The 25,830-nt window shown below is 70.2% G+C and carries 24 protein-coding genes and 5 tRNA genes; 11 read left to right on the top strand and 18 right to left on the bottom strand.

What is annotated here, in order from left to right; all coding sequences use genetic code 11:
- Window positions 1-8: 8 nt before the first annotated feature.
- From OG580_RS25890 to OG580_RS25880, 3 genes are all read right to left on the bottom strand, one after another.
- On the bottom strand, window positions 9-1,148 hold the full coding sequence (locus OG580_RS25890) for a D-alanine--D-alanine ligase family protein (RefSeq protein WP_267046055.1): 1,140 nt from the start codon (window positions 1,146-1,148) through the stop codon (window positions 9-11).
- 100 nt (window positions 1,149-1,248) lie between these two features.
- Window positions 1,249-2,250, bottom strand: a complete 1,002-nt coding sequence (locus OG580_RS25885; RefSeq protein WP_267046054.1) for an NAD(P)H-dependent glycerol-3-phosphate dehydrogenase — start codon at window positions 2,248-2,250, stop codon at window positions 1,249-1,251.
- On the bottom strand, window positions 2,247-2,999 hold the full coding sequence (locus OG580_RS25880; RefSeq protein WP_267046053.1) for a 1-acyl-sn-glycerol-3-phosphate acyltransferase: 753 nt from the start codon (window positions 2,997-2,999) through the stop codon (window positions 2,247-2,249). The genes OG580_RS25885 and OG580_RS25880 overlap by 4 nt, the downstream gene beginning before the upstream one ends.
- Before the next feature lie 126 nt (window positions 3,000-3,125).
- On the opposite strand from OG580_RS25880, the gene cofC reads away from it, so the two are divergent.
- The gene (gene cofC, locus OG580_RS25875; protein WP_267046052.1) at window positions 3,126-3,773 is read left to right on the top strand and encodes a 2-phospho-L-lactate guanylyltransferase; all 648 of its coding nucleotides are present in this window, start codon (window positions 3,126-3,128) and stop codon (window positions 3,771-3,773) included.
- A gap of 10 nt (window positions 3,774-3,783) precedes the next feature.
- The gene (locus tag OG580_RS25870) at window positions 3,784-3,993 is read left to right on the top strand and encodes a hypothetical protein (protein WP_267046051.1); all 210 of its coding nucleotides are present in this window, start codon (window positions 3,784-3,786) and stop codon (window positions 3,991-3,993) included.
- An 80-nt stretch (window positions 3,994-4,073) separates the two neighbouring features.
- On the opposite strand, the gene OG580_RS25865 is transcribed toward OG580_RS25870, so the two are convergent.
- The 4 genes from OG580_RS25865 to leuC all read right to left on the bottom strand — a co-directional run bounded on the left by OG580_RS25865 (window position 4,074) and on the right by leuC (window position 7,275).
- Window positions 4,074-4,775 (bottom strand): HU family DNA-binding protein, encoded by a 702-nt coding sequence (locus tag OG580_RS25865; protein ID WP_267046050.1) that lies wholly within the window; start codon window positions 4,773-4,775, stop codon window positions 4,074-4,076.
- A gap of 143 nt (window positions 4,776-4,918) precedes the next feature.
- A complete protein-coding gene (locus OG580_RS25860) occupies window positions 4,919-5,146 on the bottom strand; it encodes a hypothetical protein (RefSeq protein WP_267046049.1) in 228 nt (75 codons plus the stop codon).
- A 104-nt stretch (window positions 5,147-5,250) separates the two neighbouring features.
- The gene (gene leuD, locus OG580_RS25855) at window positions 5,251-5,844 is read right to left on the bottom strand and encodes a 3-isopropylmalate dehydratase small subunit (protein ID WP_267046048.1); all 594 of its coding nucleotides are present in this window, start codon (window positions 5,842-5,844) and stop codon (window positions 5,251-5,253) included.
- A gap of 6 nt (window positions 5,845-5,850) precedes the next feature.
- Complete coding sequence (gene leuC, locus OG580_RS25850; protein ID WP_267046047.1) at window positions 5,851-7,275, bottom strand: 3-isopropylmalate dehydratase large subunit; 1,425 nt, start codon at window positions 7,273-7,275, stop codon at window positions 5,851-5,853.
- Window positions 7,276-7,415: 140 nt separating this feature from the next.
- Here leuC and ndgR point away from each other — a divergent pair, with 140 nt between their 5' ends.
- Window positions 7,416-8,132 carry an IclR family transcriptional regulator NdgR gene (gene ndgR, locus OG580_RS25845; protein WP_006346345.1) on the top strand — a complete coding sequence of 239 codons (717 nt, stop codon included), beginning with the start codon at window positions 7,416-7,418 and terminating at the stop codon, window positions 8,130-8,132.
- Between the two features lie 131 nt (window positions 8,133-8,263).
- Here the strand turns inward: ndgR and OG580_RS25840 are convergent.
- From OG580_RS25840 to OG580_RS25800, 9 genes are all read right to left on the bottom strand, one after another.
- Window positions 8,264-8,336 (bottom strand) — tRNA-Glu (locus OG580_RS25840).
- Between the two features lie 41 nt (window positions 8,337-8,377).
- A tRNA-Gln gene (locus tag OG580_RS25835) sits at window positions 8,378-8,449 on the bottom strand.
- Window positions 8,450-8,463: 14 nt separating this feature from the next.
- Window positions 8,464-8,536, bottom strand: a tRNA-Glu gene (locus tag OG580_RS25830).
- Window positions 8,537-8,620: 84 nt separating this feature from the next.
- Window positions 8,621-8,693, bottom strand: a tRNA-Glu gene (locus OG580_RS25825).
- A gap of 66 nt (window positions 8,694-8,759) precedes the next feature.
- Window positions 8,760-8,831: transfer RNA gene (locus OG580_RS25820), tRNA-Gln, on the bottom strand.
- Window positions 8,832-8,923: 92 nt separating this feature from the next.
- Entirely contained in the window at window positions 8,924-9,646 is a 723-nt protein-coding gene (locus OG580_RS25815) for an HAD family hydrolase (protein ID WP_267046046.1), read from the bottom strand.
- 121 nt (window positions 9,647-9,767) lie between these two features.
- The gene (gltX, locus tag OG580_RS25810) at window positions 9,768-11,243 is read right to left on the bottom strand and encodes a glutamate--tRNA ligase (RefSeq protein WP_267046045.1); all 1,476 of its coding nucleotides are present in this window, start codon (window positions 11,241-11,243) and stop codon (window positions 9,768-9,770) included.
- Window positions 11,236-12,030, bottom strand: coding sequence for a fumarylacetoacetate hydrolase family protein (locus OG580_RS25805; protein ID WP_267046044.1), 795 nt, complete (start codon window positions 12,028-12,030; stop codon window positions 11,236-11,238). The genes gltX and OG580_RS25805 overlap by 8 nt, the downstream gene beginning before the upstream one ends.
- Before the next feature lie 121 nt (window positions 12,031-12,151).
- Window positions 12,152-12,364: a hypothetical protein gene (locus OG580_RS25800; protein ID WP_267048127.1), complete on the bottom strand. Its 213-nt coding sequence runs from the start codon at window positions 12,362-12,364 to the stop codon at window positions 12,152-12,154.
- Window positions 12,365-12,935: 571 nt separating this feature from the next.
- On the opposite strand from OG580_RS25800, the gene OG580_RS25795 reads away from it, so the two are divergent.
- From OG580_RS25795 to OG580_RS25760, 8 genes are all read left to right on the top strand, one after another.
- The gene (locus OG580_RS25795) at window positions 12,936-16,811 is read left to right on the top strand and encodes a nitrate- and nitrite sensing domain-containing protein (protein WP_267046043.1); all 3,876 of its coding nucleotides are present in this window, start codon (window positions 12,936-12,938) and stop codon (window positions 16,809-16,811) included.
- 9 nt (window positions 16,812-16,820) lie between these two features.
- Complete coding sequence (locus OG580_RS25790; protein WP_030325548.1) at window positions 16,821-17,234, top strand: roadblock/LC7 domain-containing protein; 414 nt, start codon at window positions 16,821-16,823, stop codon at window positions 17,232-17,234.
- 155 nt (window positions 17,235-17,389) lie between these two features.
- Window positions 17,390-17,794, top strand: coding sequence for a DUF742 domain-containing protein (locus tag OG580_RS25785; protein WP_017235980.1), 405 nt, complete (start codon window positions 17,390-17,392; stop codon window positions 17,792-17,794).
- Entirely contained in the window at window positions 17,775-18,356 is a 582-nt protein-coding gene (locus OG580_RS25780) for an ATP/GTP-binding protein (RefSeq protein WP_267046042.1), read from the top strand. Before OG580_RS25785 ends, OG580_RS25780 begins: the two co-directional genes overlap by 20 nt.
- A 371-nt stretch (window positions 18,357-18,727) precedes the next feature.
- A complete protein-coding gene (locus OG580_RS25775) occupies window positions 18,728-22,042 on the top strand; it encodes a nitrate- and nitrite sensing domain-containing protein (RefSeq protein WP_267046041.1) in 3,315 nt (1,104 codons plus the stop codon).
- Window positions 22,043-22,049: 7 nt separating this feature from the next.
- On the top strand, window positions 22,050-22,463 hold the full coding sequence (locus OG580_RS25770; RefSeq protein WP_053725133.1) for a roadblock/LC7 domain-containing protein: 414 nt from the start codon (window positions 22,050-22,052) through the stop codon (window positions 22,461-22,463).
- 92 nt (window positions 22,464-22,555) lie between these two features.
- Complete coding sequence (locus OG580_RS25765; protein ID WP_267046040.1) at window positions 22,556-23,104, top strand: DUF742 domain-containing protein; 549 nt, start codon at window positions 22,556-22,558, stop codon at window positions 23,102-23,104.
- On the top strand, window positions 23,085-23,666 hold the full coding sequence (locus tag OG580_RS25760) for an ATP/GTP-binding protein (protein ID WP_024756258.1): 582 nt from the start codon (window positions 23,085-23,087) through the stop codon (window positions 23,664-23,666). The genes OG580_RS25765 and OG580_RS25760 overlap by 20 nt, the downstream gene beginning before the upstream one ends.
- 200 nt (window positions 23,667-23,866) lie before the next feature.
- On the opposite strand, the gene OG580_RS25755 is transcribed toward OG580_RS25760, so the two are convergent.
- Entirely contained in the window at window positions 23,867-24,070 is a 204-nt protein-coding gene (locus tag OG580_RS25755) for an acyl-CoA carboxylase subunit epsilon (RefSeq protein WP_267046039.1), read from the bottom strand.
- 15 nt (window positions 24,071-24,085) lie between these two features.
- Window positions 24,086-25,669 (bottom strand): acyl-CoA carboxylase subunit beta, encoded by a 1,584-nt coding sequence (locus OG580_RS25750; RefSeq protein WP_267046038.1) that lies wholly within the window; start codon window positions 25,667-25,669, stop codon window positions 24,086-24,088.
- Window positions 25,670-25,830: the final 161 nt, after the last annotated feature.

Raw genomic sequence — 25,830 nt, 5'->3', positions numbered from 1 at the left:
CCGTCGGGTCAGCGCAGGCCCGTGGAGCGGGTCAGCGCGGCCTGGATGAGCCGGTCGACGAGCTCGGGGTAGCTGACGCCGCTCTCCTGCCACATGCGCGGGTACATGGAGATCGGCGTGAAGCCGGGCATCGTGTTGATCTCGTTGATGACGAAGTCGCCGTCCTCCGTGAGGAAGAAGTCGGCGCGCACCAGGCCCTCGCAGGAGACCGCCTCGTAGGCGGCGACGGCCAGGCGCTGGATCTCGGCGGTGGCCTCGTCCCCGATCGGGGCGGGCACGATGCCGGAGGCCGAGTCGATGTACTTGGCCTCGAAGTCGTAGAAGTCGTGGTCCGTGACCGGCGGGATCTCGGCCGGGACACTGGCCCGCGGGCCGTCCTCGAACTCCAGGACGCCGCACTCGATCTCGCGGCCGCGCAGCAGCGACTCGACGAGGATCTTGGGGTCGTGGCGGCGGGCCTCCTCGATGGCCTCGTCCAGGCCCGAGAGGTCGTCGACCTTGGTGATGCCCATGGAGGAGCCGCCACGGGCCGGCTTCACGAAGAGCGGCCAGCCGTGGTCGGCGGCGAACTCGACGATCTTCTTGCGGGCGGCGGCCTGGTTCTGCTCCCACTCGCGGGGGCGGATCACCACGTACGGGCCGACCGGGAGGCCGAAGGAGATGAAGACCCGCTTCATGTACTCCTTGTCCTGGCCGACGGCGGAGGCAAGGACGCCCGCGCCGACGTAGGGGACGCCGGAGAGCTCCAGGAGGCCCTGGAGGGTGCCGTCCTCGCCGTACGGGCCATGCAGCATCGGGAAGACCACGTCGACCTCGCCGAGGGCCTTCGGGACGGCGCCGGGCTCACTGAGGACGACCTCGCGGTTGGCGGGGTCGACGGAGAGGACGACACCGCCCTCCGTGGACTCGGCCAGGTCGGCGACGTTCGGCAGGGCGCGGTCGGCGATGGCCATCCGCTCGGGGTCGTCGGCGGTGAGCGCCCAGCGCCCGTCCGTCGTGATGCCGATGGGCAGCACGTCGTACTTGTCCCGGTCGATGGCGCTCAGGACGGCGCCCGCCGTGACGACGGAGATGGCGTGCTCGGAGCTGCGACCGCCGAAGACGACGGCCACGCGCGGCTTGCGGGGGCTCTGGGTGTTCTCGCTCATATCGCGATGAGCGTACCTTGCGACTCCCGAACGGCTGAGCGCCCCGCTCCCCCGCGCGCGTCCGGCGCAGTGGACCGGCCACCGCGCCTTCCGGTGGGCGTCAGCGGCGCTCGGACTTGGCGCTGCGGGACATCAGTTCCTTGAGGGCGACGACCGGCGGCTTGCCCTCGTGGACGATCGACACGACCGTCTCGGTGATCGGCATGTCGACGCCGTGGCGGCGGGCCAGATCGAGCACGGACTCGCAGGACTTGACGCCCTCGGCGGTCTGCCTGGTGGCCGCGATCGTCTCCTGGAGGGTCATGCCGCGCCCCAGGTTGGTGCCGAAGGTGTTGTTCCGGGAGAGCGGCGAGGAACAGGTGGCCACCAGGTCGCCGAGGCCCGCGAGGCCGGAGAAGGTGAGCGGGTCGGCGCCCATGGCGAGGCCGAGACGGGTGGTCTCGGCGAGGCCGCGCGTGATGAGCGTGGCCTTGGAGTTGTCGCCGAGGCCCATGCCGTTGGCGATGCCGACGGCGAGCCCGATGACGTTCTTGACCGCGCCGCCGAGCTCGCAGCCGACGACGTCGGTGTGGGTGTACGGGCGGAAGTACGGGGTCATGCAGGCCGCCTGGACCCGCTGCGCGACCGACTCGTCGACGCAGGCGACGACGGCGGCGGCGGGCTGCCGTGCGGCGATCTCCAGGGCCAGGTTGGGTCCGGTGAGGACGGCCACGCGTTCGGCGGGCACGTCCGCGACCTCCATGACGACCTCGCTCATCCGCTCGGCGGTGCCGAGTTCGACGCCCTTCATGAGGGAGACGAGGACGGTGTCGGGCGCGAGCAGCGGCTTCCAGGAGGCGAGGTTGCCGCGCAGGGTCTGGGAGGGGACGACGAGGACGGTGAAGTCGGCGCCGTGGGCTGCCTCGGCCGGGTCCGCGGTGGCCGTGATCGCCCTGGGGAGTTCGATGCCCGGGAGGTAGTCGGGGTTGACCCGGGTGGTGTTGATCTCCTTCGCGAGTTCGGCGCGGCGGCCCCACAGGCTCACCTCGCACCCCGCGTCGGCGAGCACCATGGCGAAGGCCGTGCCCCAGGATCCGTTGCCGAAGACTGCTGCCTTGGTCACTTGGTGCCTCCTTCGACGGCCTTGCGCCGCTGTTCGAGGCGGGCCTTGCGGTGGTCGTACGGTTCGGCGGGCGCCTTCTCGCCGCGGACCTCCTCCAGGAGGGCGGTGATGGCGGCCATGATGACCTCGGTGGCCTCGCGGAGCACCTCGGGCGTCGGCTCGAGTCCGTCGAAGCGGGAGAGGTCGACGGGCGGACCGGCCTGCACGATCAGCGTCTTGCGGGGGAACAGGCTGAACTTGTTCTCCTTGGCGTACGGCGGCATCGCGAGGTTGGCGCCCCACTGGGCCACCGGGATGACCGGGGCCCTGGTGAGGAGCGCGACGCGGGCGGCGCCGGTCTTGCCGGCCATGGGCCACATGTCGGGGTCCCGGGTGAGGGTGCCCTCGGGGTAGAAGGCGACGCACTCGCCCTGCTCGATGGCCTCGACGGCGGCGCGGAAGGCGTCCAGCGCGTCGGTGGTCTCGCGGTAGACGGGGATCTGTCCGGTGTTGCGCAGCATCATGCCGACGAAGGGGCTCTTGAAGAGGCCCGCCTTGGCGAGGAGGCGCGGAACGCGACCGGTGTTGTACTGGTAATGCGCGTAGGACAGCGGATCCAGGTACGAGTTGTGGTTGACCGCGGTGATGAAACCGCCATCGGCCGGAATGTGCTCCATACCGCGCCAGTCCCGCTTGAACAGAACCACCAGGGGGGGTTTGGCGATGACCGCCGCGAGGCGGTACCAGAAGCCGATTCTGCGGCGGGGCACTCGAACACCTTTCTCCGGGACTGGCTGGCAGGGGGTCAAGTGTCGCCCCATGCTCCTGGTCTGTCGAGGACACGGTACGCCCCGGGGCCTCCGCCGGACCGCGTGGGCGGGACAGAATGGGCCGCGATGAACAGCGATGCGGACGAGGGCTGGTCCCTGGTCGTACCCCTGAAACCCCTTGCCCTGGCGAAGAGCAGACTGGCCTCGGCGGCGGGAGCCCGGCTCCGCCCACGGCTCGCCCTCGCGTTCGCCGAGGACACGGTGGGGGCGGTGCTGAGCTGCGCGCGCGTACGGGATGTGGTGGTCGTCACGGACGACCCGACGGCCGGCGCCGCCCTCGCGGCCCTGGGCGCCCGGATCGTGCCGGACGTCCCGTCGGCGGGGCTCAACGCGGCGCTGGCGCACGGCGTCGGTGCCGTACGGGAGCGGTGGCCGCACGCGCGCGTGGCCGCGCTCAACGCCGATCTGCCGGCGCTGCGGACCGCCGAGCTGACCCGGGTCCTGGACGTCGCCCGGAAATTTCCCCGAGCATTTCTCTCGGATGCCGCCGAAATAGGTACGACATTCCTCTCGGCGGGACCCGGGGTGGAATTGGAACCGGCATTCGGGGGCGCGTCGAGGCTTCGACATTTGTCGTCGGGTGCGGTGGAAATACGGCTGACCGGGGTGGATTCCGTACGCCGGGACGTGGACACCGGCGAGGATCTGGCGGCGGCCCGGGCGCTGGGGCTCGGTCCGCGGACGGCCGCCCGGTGGCTGCCGGTGGCCGGATAGGCTGCGGTCCATGCAGGCGACCGCGTTCACGTACGACTCCGAGACCCGCAGCGGAAGTGTGCTGCTCGACGACGGCACCCCGGTGGAGTTCGGGGCACAGGCCTTCGAGGCGGGCGGGCTGCGGCTGCTCCGGCCGGGCCAGCGGGTGCGGATCGAGGCGGAGCCCGGGACGTCCGGGGCCGGCCTGCGGATCACGCTGGTGACGCTCCAGACCTTCTGAGCGACTCCCCTCTCCCGGAACGCGCCGCGGGCCGGGCTCCTGGATGGGGAGCCCGGCCCGCGCGGGTGGTACCGCTCGTCCTACTTCTTGGCGGCGGTCTTCTTGGCGGTCGTCTTGCGCGCCGTGGTCTTCTTCGCGGGCGCCTTCGTCGCCGTGGCCTTCTTCGCGGCCGGCGCGGTCTTCTTGGCCGTGGTCTTGACGGCCTTCTTCGCCGCGGCCGTCGTGGTCTTCTTCGCGGCGGCGGCCGTGACCTTCTTCGCCGCCGTCGTGGCCTTCTTGGCGGCGACGGTCCTCTTCGCGGCCGCGGTGGTGGTCTTCTTGGCCGGGGTCGCCTTCTTGGCGGCGGCGGCCGTGACCTTCTTCGCCGGGGTCGCCTTCTTCGCGGCGGCCTTCTTGGCGGTGGTGGCCTTCTTGGCCGCGGCCTTCTTCACGGTCGCGGAAGCGCCACCGGTGAGGCTGCCCTTGGGGGCCTTCTTGACGGAGACCTCGCCACCCTTGGGGAGCTTCTTCGAGCCGCTGACCAGGTCCTTGAAGCCCTGACCTGCGCGGAAGCGCGGAACCGAGGTCTTCTTGACCCGGACGCGCTCACCCGTCTGCGGGTTGCGGGCGTAGCGGGCCGGACGGTCGACCTTCTCGAACGAGCCGAAGCCCGTGACCGAGACCCGGTCCCCCGAGACCACGGCACGCACGATGGCGTCGAGCACGTGGTCGACGGCTTCGGCGGCCTGCTGGCGACCGCCCATCTTGTCGGCAATCGCTTCTACGAGCTGCGCCTTGTTCACGTCTTCCCCTTCGGAGACATTGCCAGAACGAAAGTGTTCAAGCTTTTTCGCACGTTAGGCATGTATATACCGCAAATCAAACACGAAACGGGCTAATCACCCTAGTGCCGCAACGTGAAAGACCCGCTGCGGAGTTCCTGGTGTCAGTCGTCCTCTGGGAATCGGCCCTCGTCGAGGTCCTTCATCAACCGCTCCAGACGCGTTGCCGCGTCCTTGAGATCGTGCTTCGCCGCGGCCGTCACGACCAGCAGCTTCCGGGACAGCGCCATCCTTACGCCCTCCGGGACTTGCAGTGAGCGCACTCTTGTGTGCGCTTCCTTCAATCGGGCGGCGACTGACTCGTAGAGCTCGAGTTGGCTGTCGCGTTCCATGCACCGATTGTGCCATCTAGGGCGAGTTGTCGCCCGATAGGGTCCCAACAAGCGACTGCGCCCCCCACCTGGCGGTGGGGGGCGCAGTCTTGGAAAAGCGCTGCTCAGACCGTAATTGTACGGGGCTTGTGGGCCGGTCGCGCCGCCTCGTAGGCCGCGATGTCCGCTTCGTTCTGAAGGGTGAGGCTGATGTCGTCGAGGCCGTTCAGCAGACGCCAGCGGGCGTTCTCGTCGAGCTCGAAGTCCGCGTCGATCCCGGCGGCCAGGACCTTTCGCTGCTCCAGGTCGACGGTGATCTCGGCGGTCGGGTCGGCCTCGGTCAGCTCCCAGAGAGCGTCCACCGTCTCCTGCGGCAGGACGACGGTCAGCAGGCCGTTCTTCAGCGAGTTGCCACGGAAGATGTCGGCGAAGCGGGCGGAGATGACCGCCTGGAAGCCGTAGTTCTGGAGCGCCCAGACGGCGTGCTCACGGGAGGAGCCGGTACCGAAGTCGGGGCCGGCGACCAGGACCGAGGCGCCCTGCCGCTCGGGGCGGTTGAGGACGAACTCGGAGTCCTTGCGCCAGGCCTCGAAGAGGCCGTCCTCGAAGCCGTCGCGGGTGACCTTCTTCAGCCAGTGCGCCGGGATGATCTGGTCGGTGTCGACGTTGCTGCGGCGCAGCGGGACGGCCCGGCCGGTGTGCGTGGTGAAAGCTTCCATGGTTCCTCAGACCCCCGCGGTGGTGACGGCGTCGGACAGATCGGCCGGGGAGGCCAGGTGGCCCAGGACGGCGGTGGCGGCGGCGACCTGGGGCGAGACCAGGTGGGTCCGGCCGCCCTTGCCCTGCCGGCCCTCGAAGTTGCGGTTGGAGGTGGACGCGGAGCGCTCACCGGGAGCCAGTTGGTCGGGGTTCATGCCCAGACACATCGAGCAGCCCGCGTGCCGCCATTCGGCGCCGGCCTCCTTGAAGACCTTGTCCAGGCCCTCCTCGACGGCCTGCAGGGCGACCCGGACCGAACCGGGGACGACCAGCATCCGGACGCCGTCGGCGACCTGGCGGCCCTTGAGCAGCCCGGCGGCGTTCCGCAGGTCCTCGATGCGGCCGTTGGTGCAGGAGCCTACGAAGACGGTGTCGACCTTGATGTCGCGCAGCGGCTGCCCGGCGGTCAACCCCATGTACTCCAGGGCCTTTTCGGCGGCGAGGCGCTCCGAAGCGTCTTCGTACGAAGCCGGGTCGGGGACGTTCGCCGAAAGCGGCGCACCCTGGCCGGGGTTGGTGCCCCAGGTGACGAACGGCGCCAGCGAGGCGGCGTCGATGACGACCTCGGCGTCGAAGACCGCGTCCTCGTCGGACTTCAGGGTCTTCCAGTACGCGACGGCGGCGTCCCAGTCCTCGCCCTCGGGGGCGTGGGCACGGCCCTCCAGGTAGGCGAAGGTGGTCTCGTCGGGGGCGATCATGCCCGCGCGGGCGCCGGCCTCGATCGACATGTTGCAGATGGTCATCCGGGCCTCCATCGAGAGTTTCTCGATGGCGGAGCCCCGGTACTCCAGGATGTAGCCCTGGCCGCCGCCGGTGCCGATCTTCGTGATGATCGCGAGGATCAGGTCCTTGGCGGTGACGTCCTCGGGCAGTTCGCCGTCGATCGTGATCGCCATGGTCTTGGGGCGGGCCAGCGGCAGCGTCTGGGTGGCCAGCACGTGCTCGACCTGGCTCGTGCCGATGCCGAAGGCCAGCGCGCCGAAGGCGCCGTGCGTGGAGGTGTGCGAGTCGCCGCAGACGACCGTGGTGCCGGGCTGGGTCAGGCCCAGCTGCGGTCCCACGACGTGGACGACGCCCTGCTCGACGTCGCCCAGCGGGTGCAGTCGTACGCCGAACTCGGCGCAGTTCTTCCGCAGGGTCTCCAGCTGGGCACGGGAGACGGGGTCCGCGATGGGCTTGTCGATGTCGAGGGTCGGGGTGTTGTGATCCTCGGTCGCGATGGTGAGGTCGAGGCGCCGCACCGGCCGGCCGTTCTGCCGGAGGCCGTCGAAGGCCTGGGGGCTGGTCACCTCGTGCAGCAGGTGCAGATCGATGAAGAGGAGGTCGGGCTCGCCCTCGGCGCGCCGGACGACATGATCGTCCCAGACCTTCTCCGCGAGTGTCCTACCCATCGCTTTCCCTCCGGCCGACGTCTGCGTCGGCACAACTAGAGACCCGTTTCGCGGGCCGTTGTGCGGCCGCCTCACCAGAGTGCCGGGTTCCTCGGAAAATTGAACTTGCGTTTCACAGAGTGAGACGCGAGTATCGTTGCATGGACAACTCTAGCGGCGTAGGCGTTCTCGACAAGGCAGCCCTTGTCCTGAGCGCCCTGGAGTCCGGTCCGGCCACCCTCGCAGGACTGGTCGCGGCGACGGGACTCGCACGACCCACGGCACATCGTCTCGCCGTGGCACTGGAACACCACCGGATGGTGGCGCGTGACATGCAGGGCCGGTTCATTCTCGGACCGCGCCTGTCGGAGCTCTCGGCCGCGGCCGGCGAGGACCGCCTGCTCGCGACCGCGGGCCCGGTACTGACGCATCTGCGCGACGTGACCGGCGAGAGCGCCCAGCTCTACCGGCGCCAGGGCGACATGCGCATCTGCGTGGCCGCGGCCGAGCGACTCTCGGGTCTCCGGGACACCGTCCCGGTCGGCTCGACGCTGACCATGAAGGCCGGCTCCTCCGCGCAGATCCTGATGGCCTGGGAGGAGCCCGAGCGGCTCCACCGAGGCCTCCAGGGCGCGCGCTTCACGGCGACGGCCCTGTCGGGCGTACGGCGCCGCGGCTGGGCCCAGTCGATCGGTGAGCGGGAGCCGGGCGTCGCGTCCGTCTCCGCGCCCGTACGCGGCCCCTCGAACCGCGTCGTGGCCGCCGTGTCGGTCTCCGGTCCGATCGAGCGCCTGACGCGCCACCCGGGCCGTATGCACGCCCAGGCGGTCATCGACGCCGCAGCCCGCCTCTCCGAGGCGCTCCGCCGCAACGGCTGAGCCCTCCGCCCCTTCCGTTCGTTCTCCGGCCCACCGCTTCAACGCCGCAGCGGTGGGCCGGAGTTGTGTGCGCGTACCGTTCCGGAACAGCGAAGAAGCCCTCCCCCGAAGGGAAGGGCTTCTTTGTTCTGTACCCCCGACCGGATTCGAACCGGCGCTACCGCCTTGAGAGGGCGGCGTGCTAGGCCGCTACACAACGGGGGCCTTTGCGGATCGGATCCGCAGGTGCAGATGAGCTCTGCGAGCTGGCCTACCTGGACTCGAACCAAGAATGACGGTACCAGAAACCGTAGTGTTGCCAATTACACCATAGGCCATGGTGGTTACACCGTACCCCCGACCGGATTCGAACCGGCGCTACCGCCTTGAGAGGGCGGCGTGCTAGGCCGCTACACAACGGGGGCCCTAGCGATCCCACCCGGCGAGAGCCGGGTGATGTCACCGTGGATTCACCGGGAGCTACCCAAGTGATCCACAGGATGGATCTGTACCCCCGACCGGATTCGAACCGGCGCTACCGCCTTGAGAGGGCGGCGTGCTAGGCCGCTACACAACGGGGGCCTTGTGGATGTGATCCACGATTTGCAGATGAGCTCTGCGAGCTGGTTTGCAGATGAGCTCTGCGAGCTGGCCTACCTGGACTCGAACCAAGACTAACGGAACCAGAAACCGTCGTGCTGCCAATTACACCATAGGCCACCAGAACAACGTCCCCACCAGGGGGATCTTGCTCGGCTTGCGCTTTCCGGGCTCTTGCCTTTCGGCTTGTTCCCCTCGGCGCAGAAAGAACATTACCCGAAGGTGGACGGTGCTCCAAAACGGGTATGCCCGCCGAGCAGGGCGGGGAGCTGGCGGAGGTCCGTGATCCGCTGCAGCTCGGGCCGGCCACCGGTGTCCGCGCGGTCCAGCCAGACACCCAGGAGCCCCGCCTCCGTCGCGCCGCGCGCGTCGATGTCCGGCTGGTCCCCGACGTACGCGATCTCCTCCGGGGCCAGGCCGAGGGCCGTACAGGCGGCGTGGAAGGCCTCCGGGGCCGGCTTGGCGACGCCGAGTTCGGCGGCGCACAGGACGGTCTCGAAGCGGTCGCGCACGCCCAGGGCGCGGAGCTTGGGGTCCTGGGCGTGGATGCTGGAGTTCGACAGGACCGCCTGGCGGTAGTCGTCGGCGAGCTCGTCGAGGACGGGCAGGGCGTCGGGGAAGAGCTCCCAGGCGGCCTCGTAGTGGACGACGTACCGGTCGAACCAGTCGTCGGCGCCGGCGGCGGAGAGGTCCGGCGCCCCCAGGAAGTCCCGGACCCGGTCCCGTCGCTGGTCCTGGAAGTCGCCGCCCTCTCTCTCGAAGCGGCGCCAGTGCAGCTCCGTGAGCTCCTTCCAGCGGTCCAGGGCCTGGTCCACGGAGTCGTACCCGTCGAGCAGCCCTTCGACCGTCAGGTGGCCGCGCATGCCGGCGCGGTCCGCGCCCGCGTAGTCGAAGATCGTGTCGTCCACGTCCCACAGGACCGCTCGGATGGCCATGCCACGACCGTACCGCCGCTCCCCCGGTCCGCGTGGGCCTTTTCCCCGGGCCGGGAACGCCACGGGGGCGGCGGCCGGAGTGTGTTCCGGTCGCCGCCCCCGTGGACGGATGACGCGAGGCTCAGCCGGCGAGCTTCGCCAGGGCCGCGTCGATGCGGGCCAGGGTCTTCTCCTTGCCCAGGATCTCCAGGGACTCGAAGAGGGGGAGGCCGACCGTGCGGCCGGTGACGGCGACGCGGACGGGGGCCTGGGCCTTGCCGAGCTTGAGGCCGTGGGCCTCGCCGGCGACCAGGACCGCGTTCTTGAGGGACTCGGGGTCGCTCCAGTCGGCGTCCACGAGCTTCTCGCGGGCCGTGGCGAGCAGCGCGGCCGGCTCGCCCTTCATCGCCTTGTCCCACGAGGGCTGGTCGAAGACCGGCTCCGGGAGGAAGAGGAAGTCGACGTTGGCCGTGATGTCCGAGAGGACGGTGATACGGGTCTGGGCGTGCGGCGCGATGGCCTCCCAGGCGGCGCGGTCGAAGTCCTCGGGCGCCCAGTTGGCGTGCGGGGCCTGGAGCCAGGGCTCGCAGGCCTCGGCGAAGGTCTTCACGTCGAGCATGCGGATGTGGTCCGCGTTGATCGACTCGGCCTTCTTGAGGTCGAAGCGCGCCGGGTTGGCGTTGACGTCGGCGATGTCGAACTTCGACACCATCTGCTCGATGGTGAAGATGTCCTGGTCGGCCGAGAACGACCAGCCGAGGAGCGAGAGGTAGTTCAGCAGGCCCTCGCGGAGGAAGCCGCGCTCCCGGTAGAGGTTGAGAGAGGCCTCCGGGTCGCGCTTGGAGAGCTTCTTGTTGCCCTCGCCCATGACGTACGGCAGGTGGCCGAAGGCGGGGATCTCCTTGGCGACGCCCAGCTCGATCAGCGCCTTGTAGAGCGCGATCTGGCGCGGGGTGGAGGAGAGCAGGTCCTCGCCGCGCAGGACGTGGGTGATCTCCATCAGCGCGTCGTCGACCGGGTTGACCAGGGTGTACAGCGGGGCGCCGTTGGCGCGCACGATGCCGTAGTCCGGGACGTTGTCCGGGGTGAACGTGAGCTCGCCGCGGACCAGGTCGGTGAAGGTGATCGGCTCGTCGGGCATCCGGAAGCGGACGATCGACACGCGGCCCTCGGCCTCGTACGCGGCCTTCTGCTCGGCGGTGAGGTCACGGCAGTGGCCGTCGTAGCCGGAGGGGCGGCCGGCGGCGCGGGCGGCGGCGCGGCGCTCGTCGAGCTCCTCGGTGGTGCAGTAGCAGGGGTACGCGTAGCCGCCGGCGATCAGCTTCTCGGCGACGTCCTTGTAGATATCCATCCGCTGCGACTGGCGGTACGGCGCGTGCGGGCCGCCGATCTCCGGGCCCTCGTCCCAGTCGAGGCCGAGCCACTTCAGGGAGTCGAGCAGCTGGTTGTACGACTCCTCGGAGTCGCGCGCAGCGTCGGTGTCCTCGATGCGGAAGACCATGGTGCCCTCGTTGTGCCGGGCGAAGGCCCAGTTGAAGAGAGCGGTGCGGACCAGGCCCACGTGGGGGTTGCCGGTCGGCGAGGGACAGAAACGGACGCGGATGTTCGCGTTAGCCACGCTTGATCACCTTATTGGTGAGAGTGCCGATGCCTTCGATGGTGACGGCGACCTCGTCGCCGACGTTGAGGGGGCCGACCCCGGCGGGAGTGCCGGTGAGGATGACGTCGCCCGGGAGCAGCGTCATGGCCTCGGTGATGTGGACGACCAGGTCCTCGATGGAGCGGATCATGTCGCTCGTCCGACCCAGCTGGCGCTGTTCGCCGTTGACCGTGGCCTGGATGGTCAGGTCGCTCGCGGCAGCGATGCTCATGTCCGTCTCCACCCAGGGCCCCAGGGGGCAGGAGGTGTCGAAGCCCTTGGCGCGGGCCCACTGCTTCTCGCGCTGCTGGGCGTCGCGGGCGGTGACGTCGTTGGCACAGGTGTAGCCGAAGATGACGTCCTTGACCCGCTCCCGGGGCACCTCACGGCACATACGGCCGATCACCACGGCCAGCTCGGCCTCGTGGTGCAGCTCGTTGGAGAAGGAGGGGTACTCGATGGCGTCGCCGGAGCCGATCACCGAGGTGGTGGGCTTGAAGAAGGCGACGGGGACGTCGGGGACCTCGTTGCCGAGTTCGGCTGCGTGCTCCGCGTAGTTGCGGCCGATGGCCACGACCTTGTTGGGGAGCACCGGCGGCAGGAGCCGTACCTTGCTCAGCGGGACCTTGGTGCCGCTGAGCTCGAAGTCGGTGTACGGGATGCCCTTGATGATGTCGAGGACGAGGCCGCCGGACTCGACGGTTCCCTCGCCCTCGACGGCGCCGAAGGCCACATTGCCGTCGATGGAGAATCTGGCGATGCGCACGAGTGCTGTCGCCCCTCACTTGATGCTGGCTGGAGTCTGACGCTCCAGGCTAACGCGGCGGGGGCGGCCGACCGGCGATGCCGGCGGGTGAGGCTCGAGACCTGAGGCGAGGGCTCCGTGACTAGCGGGAGGCGGATGCGTAGGGCGCCGGCTGGTAGGGGGCGGGGGCGGTCATGAGGATGGTGCGGCGCGGGTTGGCCGTCTGCCCGGGGAGTACGGCGGCGTACTCCGGCTGGGCGCCCCGGCCCAGCTGTGCGGCGTCCTCGAGGTGGGCGAGGGTGGAGCGGCGCGGGTTGGCGGTGACGTGGAGCGTCACGGTCTTCGTGGGGTTCATGGCGGTGTTCAGACCCTGTCCCGGGAGGAGCGCCCGTGCGGGCGCGAGCATCGTGTAAAGCGTCAGGCTAAACATGCGATTCCCTTCGAATGCATGGCTAAGACATCGATCATCGTGTGAGTTTGCTCACGAATCACCCCACATTCCAGGCATTACGGACTGCCATGACCCGGCACGGAAACGGGCATTCCGGCATTGAATGCTCTATTCCGCTCCTGATCATGTCGACTGGGACACACGGGTACGCGCAGCCATTGGAGGGGAAAAGTCCGAATCCTCCGTGATCATCTTCTACATGCGGTGACGTCCCGGGCACGGGTTGTCATCCCACTCCGGGCCTGACGCGCGGCCCTTGTTGGAGATCCGGCACTGTGCTGGAATTCCACGCACCGTCGCGGGTTTCAAGCCGGCGCGCAGAGGGCGCAACGCAGCGCCGGCCGAGTGGCGGGGAAGGGGGATCTGCGCCGGTCACCGACGACCACCCTGGGGTGCGTATCACGCGCCCCAACGACGCCGACACCGTCCTCTCCGTTCATCCGGAAGGACGCCTGGTCCAGAGGTTGCGACGCTAGTGCAGGGACGTTTCAAGAGGGATGGCTCGGGGTCTCCCCAGGCCCGTCAGGGCCGAGCCGAAGCTCCGGCGGAGCAGGAACCGCGTGCCGGGACCGACCGCGGTCCCTCGGCCTCGCACGCCCCCAAGCAGGGTCAGGGACCGTCCGGCGACGGCGGTGACGGCAGGCGCGCGAGCGCCAAGGCCGCGCCGTCCGAACCTTCGGCCGCTCCCCCCAAGCCCCGGGCCGAGAACGAGGTCGGCCCGCGAATAGCCCTGCGCAACTGGCGCATCTCCACGCGTCTGGTCGCTCTCCTCACCCTCCCCGTGGTCGCGGCGACGACCCTGGGCGGCATCCGTATCAGCGAGTCGCTCCAGGACATCGAGCAGCTCGACCACATGCAGCTGCTGACCAAGCTGACCCGTGAGGCGACCGACCTCGCCCAGGCCCTCCAGGCCGAGCGTGACCTCTCCGCCGGCCCGCTGGCCAACGGCAGGCCCGTCAGCGACTACCAGGTGTCGAACCCGCGGAAGAAGACGGACCGCGAGTACAAGGCCTTCCTCGCCGCCACCGAGGACATCCCGACCACCGAGAACGACGAGGCGCTGCGGAGCATCCGCCAGAACGTCAGCCAGATCGCCTCGCAGGTCATCCAGCTCAACACGATCCGTGGCAACGCCTACGAGAAGGGCGTCTCCCACTCGGTGACGGTCGAGGCGTACAGCCGCCTGATCCGTTCGCTGCTGAGCCTGTCCCAGGACATGGCGCAGGCGACCAGCAACCCCGAGATGATCAAGCGGACCCGGGCGCTCGCCGCCTTCTCGTCCGCCAAGGAGTACGCCTCCATCCAGCAGGCGATCATCGCCGGCGCGCTGCCGCCGAACGACCGGAGCGCCGGCAAGATCCAGCAGGGCGACCGCCTCTACGGCGAGGCCGCGCTCAACTCCGAGAGCGTCGAGCTCAAGTCCTTCCAGGCGATCTACGAGTCGACCGGCGGTGACGCCAACGAGCGGACCGCTTCGCTGAACACCGGAGACCCGTCGATCATCGCCGCCGACAAGTACGCGGAGCGCGTGCTGAAGTCGGACGAGGCGATGCCCGGCGGCACCCGGCGCGGTCACCTGAACTTCACCGACGAGTACGGCACCAAGATCGCCGCCATGAACCGCATCGAGCGCGGTCTGCTCGGCGACATGGAGAGCATGGCCCGTGAGCTGCGGCAGGACGCCCAGCGCGAGGCCATCATCAACGGTGCGCTGATCCTCCTCGTCCTCGGCGTCTCGCTCATCGGCGCCTTCGTCGTGGCCCGGTCCATGATCCGCTCGCTGCGCCGACTCCAGGACACCGCGACCAAGGTCGCCCAGGAGCGACTGCCCGAGCTCGTCAAGCAGCTCTCCGAGTCGGACCCGCAGGACGTCGACACCTCCGTCGAGTCCGTCGGTGTGCACTCCCGGGACGAGATCGGCCAGGTGGCCGCGGCCTTCGACGACGTGCACCGCGAGGCCGTCCGCCTCGCCGCCGAGCAGGCCCTCCTCCGGGGCAACGTCAACGCGATGTTCACCAACCTCTCGCGTCGTTCCCAGGGCCTCATCCAGCGTCAGCTCTCGCTCATCTCCGAGCTGGAGTCCCGCGAGGCCGACCCGGACCAGCTCTCCTCGCTGTTCAAGCTCGACCACCTCGCCACCCGTATGCGCCGGAACGGCGAGAACCTCCTCGTCCTCGCCGGCGAGGAGCCGGGCCGTCGCTGGACCCGCCCGGTCCCGCTGGTCGACGTGCTCCGTGCCGCCGCCTCCGAGGTGGAGCAGTACGAGCGCATCGAGCTGGCCGCGGTCCCGGCGACCGAGGTCGCCGGCCGGGTCGTCAACGACCTCGTGCACCTTCTCGCCGAGCTCCTCGAGAACGCCACGTCGTTCTCCTCCCCGCAGACCAAGGTCCGGGTCACCGGTCACGCGCTGCCCGACGGCCGCGTGCTGGTCGAGATCCACGACACCGGCATCGGCCTCTCCCCCGAGGACCTCGCCGCGATCAACGAGCGGCTCGCCTCGCCGCCCACCGTGGACGTCTCGGTCTCCCGCCGCATGGGTCTGTTCGTGGTCGGCCGCCTGTCCCTGCGACACGGCATCCGGATCCAGCTGCGCCCCTCCGACTCGGGCGGCACCACCGCGCTCGTCATGCTTCCGGTCGACGTCGCCCAGGGCAACAAGAAGCCCATGCCCAAGCAGGGCGCCGGCGGCCAGGGCGCGATGCCCCCGGGTGCCTCCGCTCCCGGCGGCCGGCTCCCCGGCGGTCCCGGCGCGGCCGGCGGCCCCGCCGGCGGACGCCCGGGCGGTGCCCCCGCGTCGGCGGCCGGCCGGCTCGGTGCCGCGGCCACCCGCGGCCAGGTCGGTACGAGCAGCCCGCGTGCCGCTCTGCCCGGTCGTGAGGGCGCCCCGCTCACGGGCGGCCCCCAGCCGTCCCGCACGGCCCAGCCGCAGCACGCCCAGCTGGACCAGACCGGGCAGCTGCCGCAGATCCCCCAGGCTCCGCAGGCCCCGCAGCAGCAGGACCCGCTGCGTCCGGGCCCCGGCGCGGGCGGTCTCATCGGCGGTGCGGCGAGCGCCATCCCCTCCCGTACCGACGTGTGGGGCAACCAGCCCAACCAGGGCAGCCAGCAGGCCGGGCCCGGTGCGCAGCAGCAGGCCCCGCAGGGTCAGGCGCCGCAGGGCGAGCAGCCCGGTGGGTACGGCTTCCCGCGCGCCGAGCTGCCGGGCGGCAACCCGCAGCCGCAGCGCCCGCAGGCCGCGAGCTGGGGCAACGAGCCGGCGCAGCAGCCGGTGCGGCGCCCGCAGCAGGAGATGTCCCCGCTGGACGCCCCGCGCGGTCACGAGGACCCGGAGGCGGCGGGCCGGTACGCGGCTCCGGCGGCCCCCCAGGGCCCCGGCTCCACGGGCCAGTTCCCGCGCCCCGACTTCGGCGCGCAGCAGCAGGCGCCCCAGGCTCCGCAGGTCCAGGCGTACCCGGGCGGTGTGCAGGACCCGGCGTCCACGGCGCAGTTCGCGCGCCCCGACTTCGGCGCCCCGCAGGGTCCCGGTTCCACGGGCCAGTTCCCGCAGCCGGACTTCGGTGCCCCGCAGGGTCCCGGCTCGACCGGTCAGTTCCCGCGCCCCGACTTCGGCGCGCAGCAGGCCCCGCAGCAGCAGGCCCCGCAGGCGCAGCAGTACCAGGGCGGCCAGCAGCAGCAGTTCGGCCGGCAGCCCTACGTACCGCAGGCGCAGCAGCAGGCCCCGCAGCAGCCCCCGGCCCCGCGTCAGCGGTCCGGCGGCAACGACCTCGGCGCCCCGCGTCCGGTCAACGGGCAGCAGGCCGAGCAGCCGCGTCAGCCGCAGCTCCAGCAGCCCCGCCGTCCGGAGGCGCTGCCGCCGGCCGGTGGCCCGGGCGACGGTCGTACCCCGCTGTACGACACGCTGGAGACCAACTGGTTCCACCAGGAGCAGGGCCAGCAGCAGGGCCAGCAGGCCGCGCCGCAGGCTCCCGCCCCGCAGGCCCCCGCTCCGGCGGCGCCGCGTCCGGCCGGAGGCCCGGCCGGTGCCGGCGCCGGTGACGGCCGGCAGAACGGCGGGGCCGCCTGGCGGACCTCGCCCAACGACGAGTTGGTGCGTCAGGCCGAGCGGGTGCGCAAGCCCGCGGCCGGCGGCGTCACCACCTCCGGCCTTCCCCGGCGCGTGCCGAAGGCCAACCTCGTACCCGGGACCGCTCAGGAGCAGGCGCACACAGCCGGCCCCCAGGTCTCGCGTGCACCCGACGACGTCCGCGGCCGGCTCACCAATCTGCGCCGCGGCATCCAGCAGGGCCGACAGGCAGGTAACTCGACCACGGGTAACCACCACCTCGGTCCGAACCACCAGCAGGAGCGCTAGTTGAACGCGATGAGCCAGGCGGCGCAGAATCTGAACTGGTTGATCACCAACTTCGTGGACAACACCCCTGGGGTGTCCCACACCGTGGTGGTCTCCGCCGACGGACTCCTGCTTGCCATGTCCGAAGGATTCCCCCGCGACCGCGCGGACCAGCTCGCCGCGGTCGCGTCCGGACTGACCTCGCTGACCGCGGGCGCGTCCCGGATCTTCGAGGGCGGTCCTGTCGCGCAGACCGTGGTGGAGATGGAGCGCGGCTTCCTCTTCCTCATGTCCGTCTCGGACGGCTCCTCGCTGGCCGTGCTCGCCCACCCCGAGTGCGACATCGGCCTCGTGGGCTACGAGATGACGCTGCTGGTCGACCGGGCCGGCAGCGTACTCACCCCTGATCTCCGCGCGGAGCTCCAGGGCAGCCTGCTCCACTAGCCGACCCGACATCCGGCTCGGCTCCCCACGCACCGACCGACAGGGCGGTACGCCCCTCCGTACCGCCCTGAACATGTTCATCGTCCGGCCGCCCCACCCGGCCCCCCACCGGCCCCATCCGACGGCGGAAGTTCGCCGTCACGCCCGGAGGATTCATGACCCCGCCCCCCGCCTCTCACGATCCGTACGGCGCCTCAGTCGACGAGTACGGACACGAGGGCGACCAGCCGCTGGTGCGTCCGTACGCGATGACCGGCGGCCGGACCCGGCCGCGCTACCAGCTCGCCATCGAGGCGCTGGTCAGCACCACGGCCGACCCCGCGCACCTCGCCACGCTGCTGCCGGAGCACCAGCGGATCTGCCACCTGTGCCGTGAGGTCAAGTCGGTGGCCGAGGTGTCGGCACTGCTGTCGATGCCGCTCGGTGTCGCCCGGATCCTCGTCGCCGACCTGGCAGAGGCCGGCATGGTGGCGATCCACCAGCCGGGCAACGGAGAGACCGGCGGCACGCCGGACGTGACACTGCTCGAAAGGGTGCTCAGTGGACTTCGCAAGCTCTAACGGCGGCGCGACCCGCTCAACCACCAGCGCGAAGATCGTGGTGGCGGGTGGCTTCGGCGTGGGCAAGACCACGTTCGTCGGCGCCGTCTCGGAGATCAACCCGCTGCGTACCGAGGCCGTGATGACCTCCGCTTCGGCGGGGATCGACGACCTGACCCACACCGGGGGCAAGACCACCACGACGGTGGCGATGGACTTCGGCCGCATCACGCTGGACCAGGACCTGATCCTGTACCTCTTCGGTACGCCGGGTCAGGACCGCTTCTGGTTCATGTGGGACGACCTGGTCCGCGGCGCCATCGGCGCCGTCGTCCTCGTGGACACGCGACGCCTCGCCGACTGCTTCCCCGCGGTCGACTACTTCGAGAACAGCGGCCTGCCGTTCGTCATCGCCCTCAACGGCTTCGACGGACACCAGCCCTACCAGCCCGAAGAGGTACGGGAGGCGCTGCAGATCGGGCCCGACACCCCCATCATCGTCACGGACGCCCGCCACCGCGCGGACGCCAAGAGCGCGCTCATCACCCTGGTCGAGCACGCCCTCATGGCCCGCCTCAAGTAGCGGAGCGGCTCGGGACCGGCCCGTCGAACAGCCGGCGGGTCCGTGCTTTTGTCATATGCCTCTGCCTGGGGGCGGTCTGTGTCCTTCGACACGGCCGCCCTCGTGTTCATAACGTTTCGACAGAGAATTGGGGCGCCTCGGACACCCGACGCATCCGATCGGTGTCACTGCGCTCACTTGAGCCCCGCCATTTGGCGGGGCTCGCTCTTTATGCCCGTTTTATGTCAGGCCTGGACCACTGAAAGAGGCCGTTTCCCACTGTTTGGAACCGAACCCCTTCACGTGCTGCAATTCATGAACTCCCGAGTAGTACGGCCCTGAACGAAACACCGGCACAACGTAGGTGCCGACGCCGAGAGGTTGTTGGTCGAGTGAGGCGCAGCAAGGAAAGCTCCGCGGAGCAGGAGACACGGGGCAACTTCACCCCGCCGTCACGCACAGCGGTGTCGCCCGCGGACGTGCCCGTGACGCCGCCGCCGACCGCGGCCGCCCCGGGCAACTCCAGCAAGCTCTCGCCGCGAAACTGGCGGGTGCCCACCCGCCTGAACGCGATCCTCCTCATACCCGTGCTCGTCGGCCTCGTCATGGGCGGCTTCCAGGTCAAGGGGTCGATCGACACCTGGCAGGAGGCCCAGGACGCCGAGAAGACGGCGCTCATCATCCGAGCAGCCTCGGAGTACAGCACCGCTCTCCTCAACGAGCGCGACCTGACCGCAGCTCCCCTGCTGGCCGCGAAGACGCCCGAGGACCGCAAGAGCGACGTGGTGACGCAGGCGTACGCCGCGACCGACGCCGCCCGCGTGAAGTTCGACGAGGCCGCCAGGAACCTTCCCTCGGGCCAGGGCCTGGAGCGCCGTCTGCGGCTCTTCAAGGACGAGGAGCCGAAGCTCGACGCGCTGCGCAAGGCCGCGTACAGCCGCTCCCTCGACCCCGTGAACACCCAGCTCGGGTACACCGGCGTCCAGCACTACCTCACCGAGTTCTCCAACGAGCTCGGCCTCGGCACCGGCAACGTCACCGCCTACGGCCGCAGCGTCTACGCGGTCCAGCTCGCCAAGGGCGCCGAGTCGCTGCAGCGCTCGATCGGCACCCAGCTCCTGGTCCGGCCCAGCCGCCAGGAGGCGGTCTTCGCCCAGCAGTCCGTGGCGTTCAACTCGTACAACTACCTGGAGCAGATCGCCCTCGGCGAGTACAGCTCCGGCGGTATGCCCGAGGACGTCGAGCTGCTCAAGAAGATCATGGCCGGCAAGGCCGCCGAGGGCGCGAAGCAGATGCAGGCCGCCGACGTCGAGCTGCCCAAGGGCAAGGACGGCTCCGTCTACTCCGGCATGGCCTCCGCGATCGGCACCGCCAAGAGCCCCGAGGCCCTCGCGGCCCTGAAGGCCCAGGGCATCACGGCCGAGACCTGGATGGCCGTCGCCACCGCCAAGTTCGAGGGCTACTCCGAGGCCGAGAAGTCGCTCGTCGACAAGGCCGTGGCCGAGGCCGCCAGGATCTCCGACGAGGCCAAGACGGACGCCTGGGTCAACGGCGGCATCGTCGTCATCGCCCTGCTCACCGCCTTCATCCTGGCCGGGATGATGGCCCGCCAGATGAGCCGCTCGATGCAGCAGCTGCGCACCGCCGCCTTCGGCATCGCCGAGCAGCGCCTGCCGATGCTCGTCGACCAGCTGTCCCGTACCGAGCCCGGCCGGGTCGACACCCGCGTACAGCCGATCCCGATCGACTCGCAGGACGAGATCGGCGAGGTCGCCCGCGCCTTCGACCAGGTCCACCGCGAGGCCGTGCGGCTCGCCGCCGAGCAGGCCATGCTCCGGGGCAACGTCAACGCGATCTTCACCAACCTCTCGCGCCGCAACCAGTCGCTCATCGAGGGCCAGCTGACCCTCATCACCGACCTGGAGAACAACGAGGCCGACCCGGACCAGCTGGAGAACCTCTTCAAGCTGGACCACCTGGCGACCCGTATGCGCCGCAACGGCGAGAACCTCCTCGTCCTCGCCGGCGAGGAGCCGGGCCGCCGCTGGGACCAGCCGGTGCCGCTGGTCGACGTCATGCGTGCCGCCTCCTCCGAGGTGGAGCAGTACGAGCGCATCGAGCTGGCCGGCGTCCCCGAGGCCGAGATCCACGGCCAGGCCGTGACCGACCTCGTGCACCTGCTCGCCGAGCTCCTGGAGAACGCCACCACGTTCTCCTCCCCGCAGACCAAGGTGCGCGTCACCGCGACCCGTCTCCCCGACGGCCGCGTGATGGTCGAGATCCACGACAAGGGCATCGGCCTCACCGCCGAGGACTTCGCGGACATCAACCACAAGCTGGCCAACCCGCCGACCGTGGACGCCGCCGTCTCGCAGCGCATGGGCCTCTTCGTGGTCGGCCGCCTCGCCGACCGGCACGGCATCCGGGTCCAGCTCCGCCCCTCGGGCGAGCAGGCCGGGACGACCTCGCTCGTCATGCTGCCGGACGCGATCACCCACGGTGGTGGCGGCGAGCAGCCGGTCCAGGACGACTTCACCGTCTCGCAGATCATTCCCAGGCAGCAGCAGAACGCCTTCGAGGCTCCGGCCCCGCAGGCGATGCTGACCGCCGCCGACCTCGGCTTCGACGACTCGCGCTACGAGCAGCAGGGCGACGACGAGCAGGAGCTCGACCCGGTCAACCGCTCACTGACGCGCGAGGGCCGGCGTGCGACGCTCGGCGCCCAGGCGCAGGGCGGCGACCAGCCGCTCTTCCGCGACGAGGCGGAGCAGGCGGCGCAGGAGTTCGGACAGCCGCAGCAGGAGTACGGCCAGGCCCAGGAGTACGCGCCGACCGAGGCGTACGGCCAGGAGTACGCGGGCGAGTACGGCCAGGGCCAGGAGTACGCGCAGCCCCAGGAGTACGCCCAGCCGCAGCAGGAGTACGCGCCGCAGCAGGACTTCGGCCAGGCTCAGGAGTACGCCGGCGAGTACCCGCAGCAGGGGTACGAGGCGTACCCTCAGTCCGGCTATGCGGAAGCCTCGTACGAGGCCCCGGCAGTCGAACAGCAGCAGTACGGCAATGCGTTCGAACCCCAGGCCCACCAGGGCGAGTGGCCGGACCAGAGCGCCTACCAGGGCGGCTACGGGCAGCAGTACGGAGCGGAATCGGAATCTGCTCCGAGCGCTCCCGAACAGGCCCCCGACCGCGTAGGCTTCGACCGTCCGGGTCCCACTCCGAACCCCGCTCCGGACGCCGGCCACGCGTTGACCGACGCCGGCCTGCCGCGCCGCGGCAGCGTCGCTCCGCAGACGCAGCAGGCGCCGCGACAGGCTCCGCCCGCGCAGGCTCCGCAGGCCGCGCAGGCCCAGCAGCCGGCGCAGGCCGAACAGCCGGCGGGGTCGATGGAGCAGCAGAACGAAGCCGAGGGCTCCGAGTCCTGGCGCTCGACCAACGACGAGCGCTGGCAGCGGGCCGGGAAGCTCAAGGACCCGAAGGCGGGCGGGGTCACCTCGTCCGGTCTTCCCCGCCGGGTCCCGAAGGCCAACCTGGTCGAGGGCACGGCTGAGCAGACCCCGCAGGGCGGCCCCCAGGTCTCCCGCGCCCCCGAGGACGTCCGGGGCAGGTTGAGCAACCTGCGCCGCGGTGTCCAGCAGGGACGCAGCGCGGGAACGGACACGAACGGATCGGGCCTCGGCCCGGGCAGTACCTACAACCAGGAGCGTTAGTGTGAGCATGAGCCAGGCGGCGCAGAATCTGAACTGGTTGATCACCAACTTCGTGGACAACACCCCCGGGGTGTCCCACACCGTGGTGGTCTCCGCCGACGGACTCCTGCTGGCGATGTCCGAGGGTTTCCCTCGGGACCGCGCCGACCAGCTGGCGGCCGTCGCCTCGGGACTGACCTCGCTGACCGCGGGCGCGTCCCGGATCTTCGAGGGTGGTGCGGTCAACCAGACCGTGGTGGAGATGGAGCGCGGCTTCCTCTTCATCATGTCGGTCTCGGACGGCTCCTCGCTGGCCGTGCTCGCCCACCCGGAGGCCGACATCGGTCTCGTGGGCTACGAGATGGCACTTCTCGTGGACCGCGCGGGAAGCGTCCTGACTCCTGACCTCCGGGCGGAGCTTCAGGGAAGTCTTCTCAACTAACAGACAGACAGTGCGTTTCACGTCACCGCACCGTAAGGTGCGGTGGCGCGGCTCCAAGGGACATGGACCGCGAGGCAGTCGGAGGAGGAGACGTGGGAACACCCCCGGGCGCAAGCCACTACAACGGATATGACGCGCACCAGGCGCCGCAGGGCGACGCCGCGCAGAACCGGTTCAACTTTCCCTCCGCCCCGAGCAGACAGGGTCCGTCGCAGCCCTATCAGCCGCATGCCCCGCACATGCCCGTGGGTTCGCCGAGCGCCCCGCGCGCCGCGTCCTCCTCGGGTGGTTCGGGCGGGCACAACCCGCTCGTGCGTCCCTACGCGATGACCGGCGGCCGGACCCGGCCGCGTTACCAGCTCGCCATCGAGGCGCTGGTCAGCACCACGGCCGATCTGTCCAGGCTGCAGGGGCAGTTGCCCGAGCACCAGCGGATCTGCCAGCTGTGCATCGAGATCAAGTCGGTCGCCGAGATCTCGGCCCTGCTCTCCATTCCTCTCGGCGTTGCCCGGATCCTCGTCGCCGACCTGGCGGAGGCCGGACTTGTCGCCATTCACCAGCCAGGCGGCGACGAAGCCGCCGGCGGCCAGCCAGCCGTGACACTGCTCGAAAGGGTGCTCAGTGGACTTCGCAAGCTCTAGCGGCGGTGCAGCCCGCTCAACCACCAGCGCGAAGATCGTGGTGGCGGGCGGCTTCGGCGTGGGCAAGACCACGTTCGTCGGCGCCGTCTCGGAGATCAACCCGCTGCGTACCGAGGCCGTCATGACGTCTGCGTCCGCGGGCATCGACGACCTCACGCACACCGGCGACAAGACGACGACGACTGTCGCCATGGACTTCGGCCGCATCACCCTGGACCAGGACCTGATCCTGTACCTCTTCGGTACGCCGGGTCAGGACCGCTTCTGGTTCATGTGGGACGACCTGGTCCGCGGCGCCATCGGCGCCGTCGTCCTCGTGGACACACGACGCCTCGCCGACTGCTTCCCCGCGGTCGACTACTTCGAGAACAGCGGCCTGCCGTTCGTCATCGCCCTCAACGGCTTCGACGGACACCAGCCCTACCAGCCCGAGGAAGTCCGCGAGGCGCTGCAGATCGGCCCGGACACCCCGATCATCATCACCGACGCCCGCCACCGCGCGGACGCCAAGAGCGCGCTCATCACCCTCGTCGAGCACGCCCTCATGGCCCGCCTGCGGTAGTCCCGACGGGCGTCGTACGTCGTACGGATTTCGCGGAGGCCCCGCGCACCGGTTCGGTGCGCGGGGCCTTCGTGTTTCCGGCTCCGCGGCTCCCGGGCTCCCGCTTCCCCGGCTCCCCGGCTCCCCGGCTCCCGGGCCCTCCGGTACGCCGAAGGCCCCCGCTCCGGGTGGGAGCGGGGGCCTTCGGCGTGCGGCGGGGGTCAGCCCTGCCAGGAGTGGGAGGGGCGGAAGCCCGACTGACGCTCCAGGCGGCGCCAGCCGGCCGTGGAGCGGCCGTCGTGCGTCGCCGCGAGCTCGTCGGGGCGGGCGGACGCGCGGGCGAGCAGGACCGCCGTGATGGCGGCGAGCTCCTCGGGGTCGGCGTGGCCCTTCTCGACACGGAGAAGATTGGCAGGGGTGGTCACGTGGATGGCTCCCTCTTACTGAGGCGGGTTGCCGTGCTTGCGGGACGGCAGGTCGGCGTGCTTGGTGCGGAGCATCGCGAGGGACCGGGCGAGCACCCGGCGGGTGTCGGCGGGGTCGATGACGTCGTCGACCAGGCCTCGCTCCGCCGCGTAGTACGGGTGCATCAGCTCGGCCTTGTACTCCTTGACCATGCGTGCCCGCATGGCCTCGGAGTCCTCGGCCTCGGCGATCTGCTTGCGGAAGATCACGTTGGCGGCGCCCTCGGCGCCCATGACCGCGATTTCGTTGGTGGGCCAGGCGTACGTCAGGTCGGCGCCGATGGACTGGGAGTCCATGACGATGTAGGCGCCGCCGTAGGCCTTGCGCAGGATCAGTGAGATCCGGGGGACGGTCGCGTTGCAGTACGCGTAGAGCAGCTTGGCGCCGTGCCGGATGATTCCACCGTGCTCCTGGTCGACGCCCGGAAGGAAGCCGGGTACGTCCAGAAGGGTGATGATCGGGATGTTGAAGGCATCGCACATCTGTACGAAGCGGGCGGCCTTCTCGGAGGCCTCGATGTCCAGCACGCCGGCCAGCGACTGGGGCTGGTTGGCGACGATGCCGACGACCTGGCCGTCGATCCGGGCGAGCGCGCAGATGATGTTGCGGGCCCAGCGCTCGTGGATCTCCAGGTAGTCGCCGTCGTCGACGAGCTCCTCGATGACCTTGTGCATGTCGTACGGACGGTTGCCGTCGGCCGGGACCAGGTCGAGCAGGACCTCGGAGCGGCGGTCCGCCGGGTCCTCGGAGGTGACGGTCGGCGGGTTCTCGCGGTTGTTCTGGGGGAGCATCGACAGGAGGTAGCGGACCTCCGCGATGCAGGTCTCCTCGTCGTCGTACGCGAAGTGCGCGACGCCCGAGGTCTCGGCGTGCACGTCCGCGCCGCCCAGGCCGTTCTGGGTGATCTCCTCACCCGTGACCGCCTTCACGACGTCCGGACCGGTGATGAACATCTGCGAGGTCTCACGGACCATGAACACGAAGTCCGTCAGCGCCGGGCTGTAGGCCGCGCCACCGGCACACGGGCCGAGCATCACCGAGATCTGCGGGATGACACCGCTCGCCCTGGTGTTGCGCTGGAAGATCCCGCCGTACCCGGCGAGAGCGGAGACGCCCTCCTGGATACGGGCGCCCGCACCGTCGTTCAGCGAGACCAGCGGAGCACCGGCCGCGATGGCCATGTCCATGATCTTGTGGATCTTCGTCGCGTGAGCCTCGCCCAGCGCACCACCGAAGATCCGGAAGTCATGCGCGTACACGAAGACCGTCCGGCCCTCGACCGTCCCCCAACCGGTGACCACACCGTCGGTGTACGGCTTCTTCGCCTCCAGGCCGAAGCCCGTCGCCCGATGCCGGCGCAGCTGCTCGACCTCACTGAACGAACCCGCGTCGAGCAGCAGCTCGATACGCTCACGCGCGGTCAGCTTGCCCTTCGCGTGCTGCGCCTCGGTGGCACGCTCACTCGGCCCACGGAGCGCCTGCTCACGCAGGACGTGCAGCTCGGCCACACGGCCACGGGCGTCAGCGGGCTCGCTCGGGATCTGGTCCACAACGGTCATGTGTCGACCCTACGAAGTCAGACAAGAAAACCCCGCCGTCGACTCCGTACAGTCTCGCGTGTCGATTCCTGGTGGGGCTGGACAGAACCATCACCCGTCCAGCCCGAGTCAACAGCCCGACACCCCCCGTGTTTGTGGGGTTCTGACATAGACGACACAGG

The sequence above is a fragment of the Streptomyces sp. NBC_00094 genome, from assembly GCF_026343125.1.
Classification (GTDB): domain Bacteria; phylum Actinomycetota; class Actinomycetes; order Streptomycetales; family Streptomycetaceae; genus Streptomyces.
The sequence above is the reverse complement of the archived record's forward strand: the minus strand, read 5'-3'. Positions and strand labels throughout refer to the sequence as shown.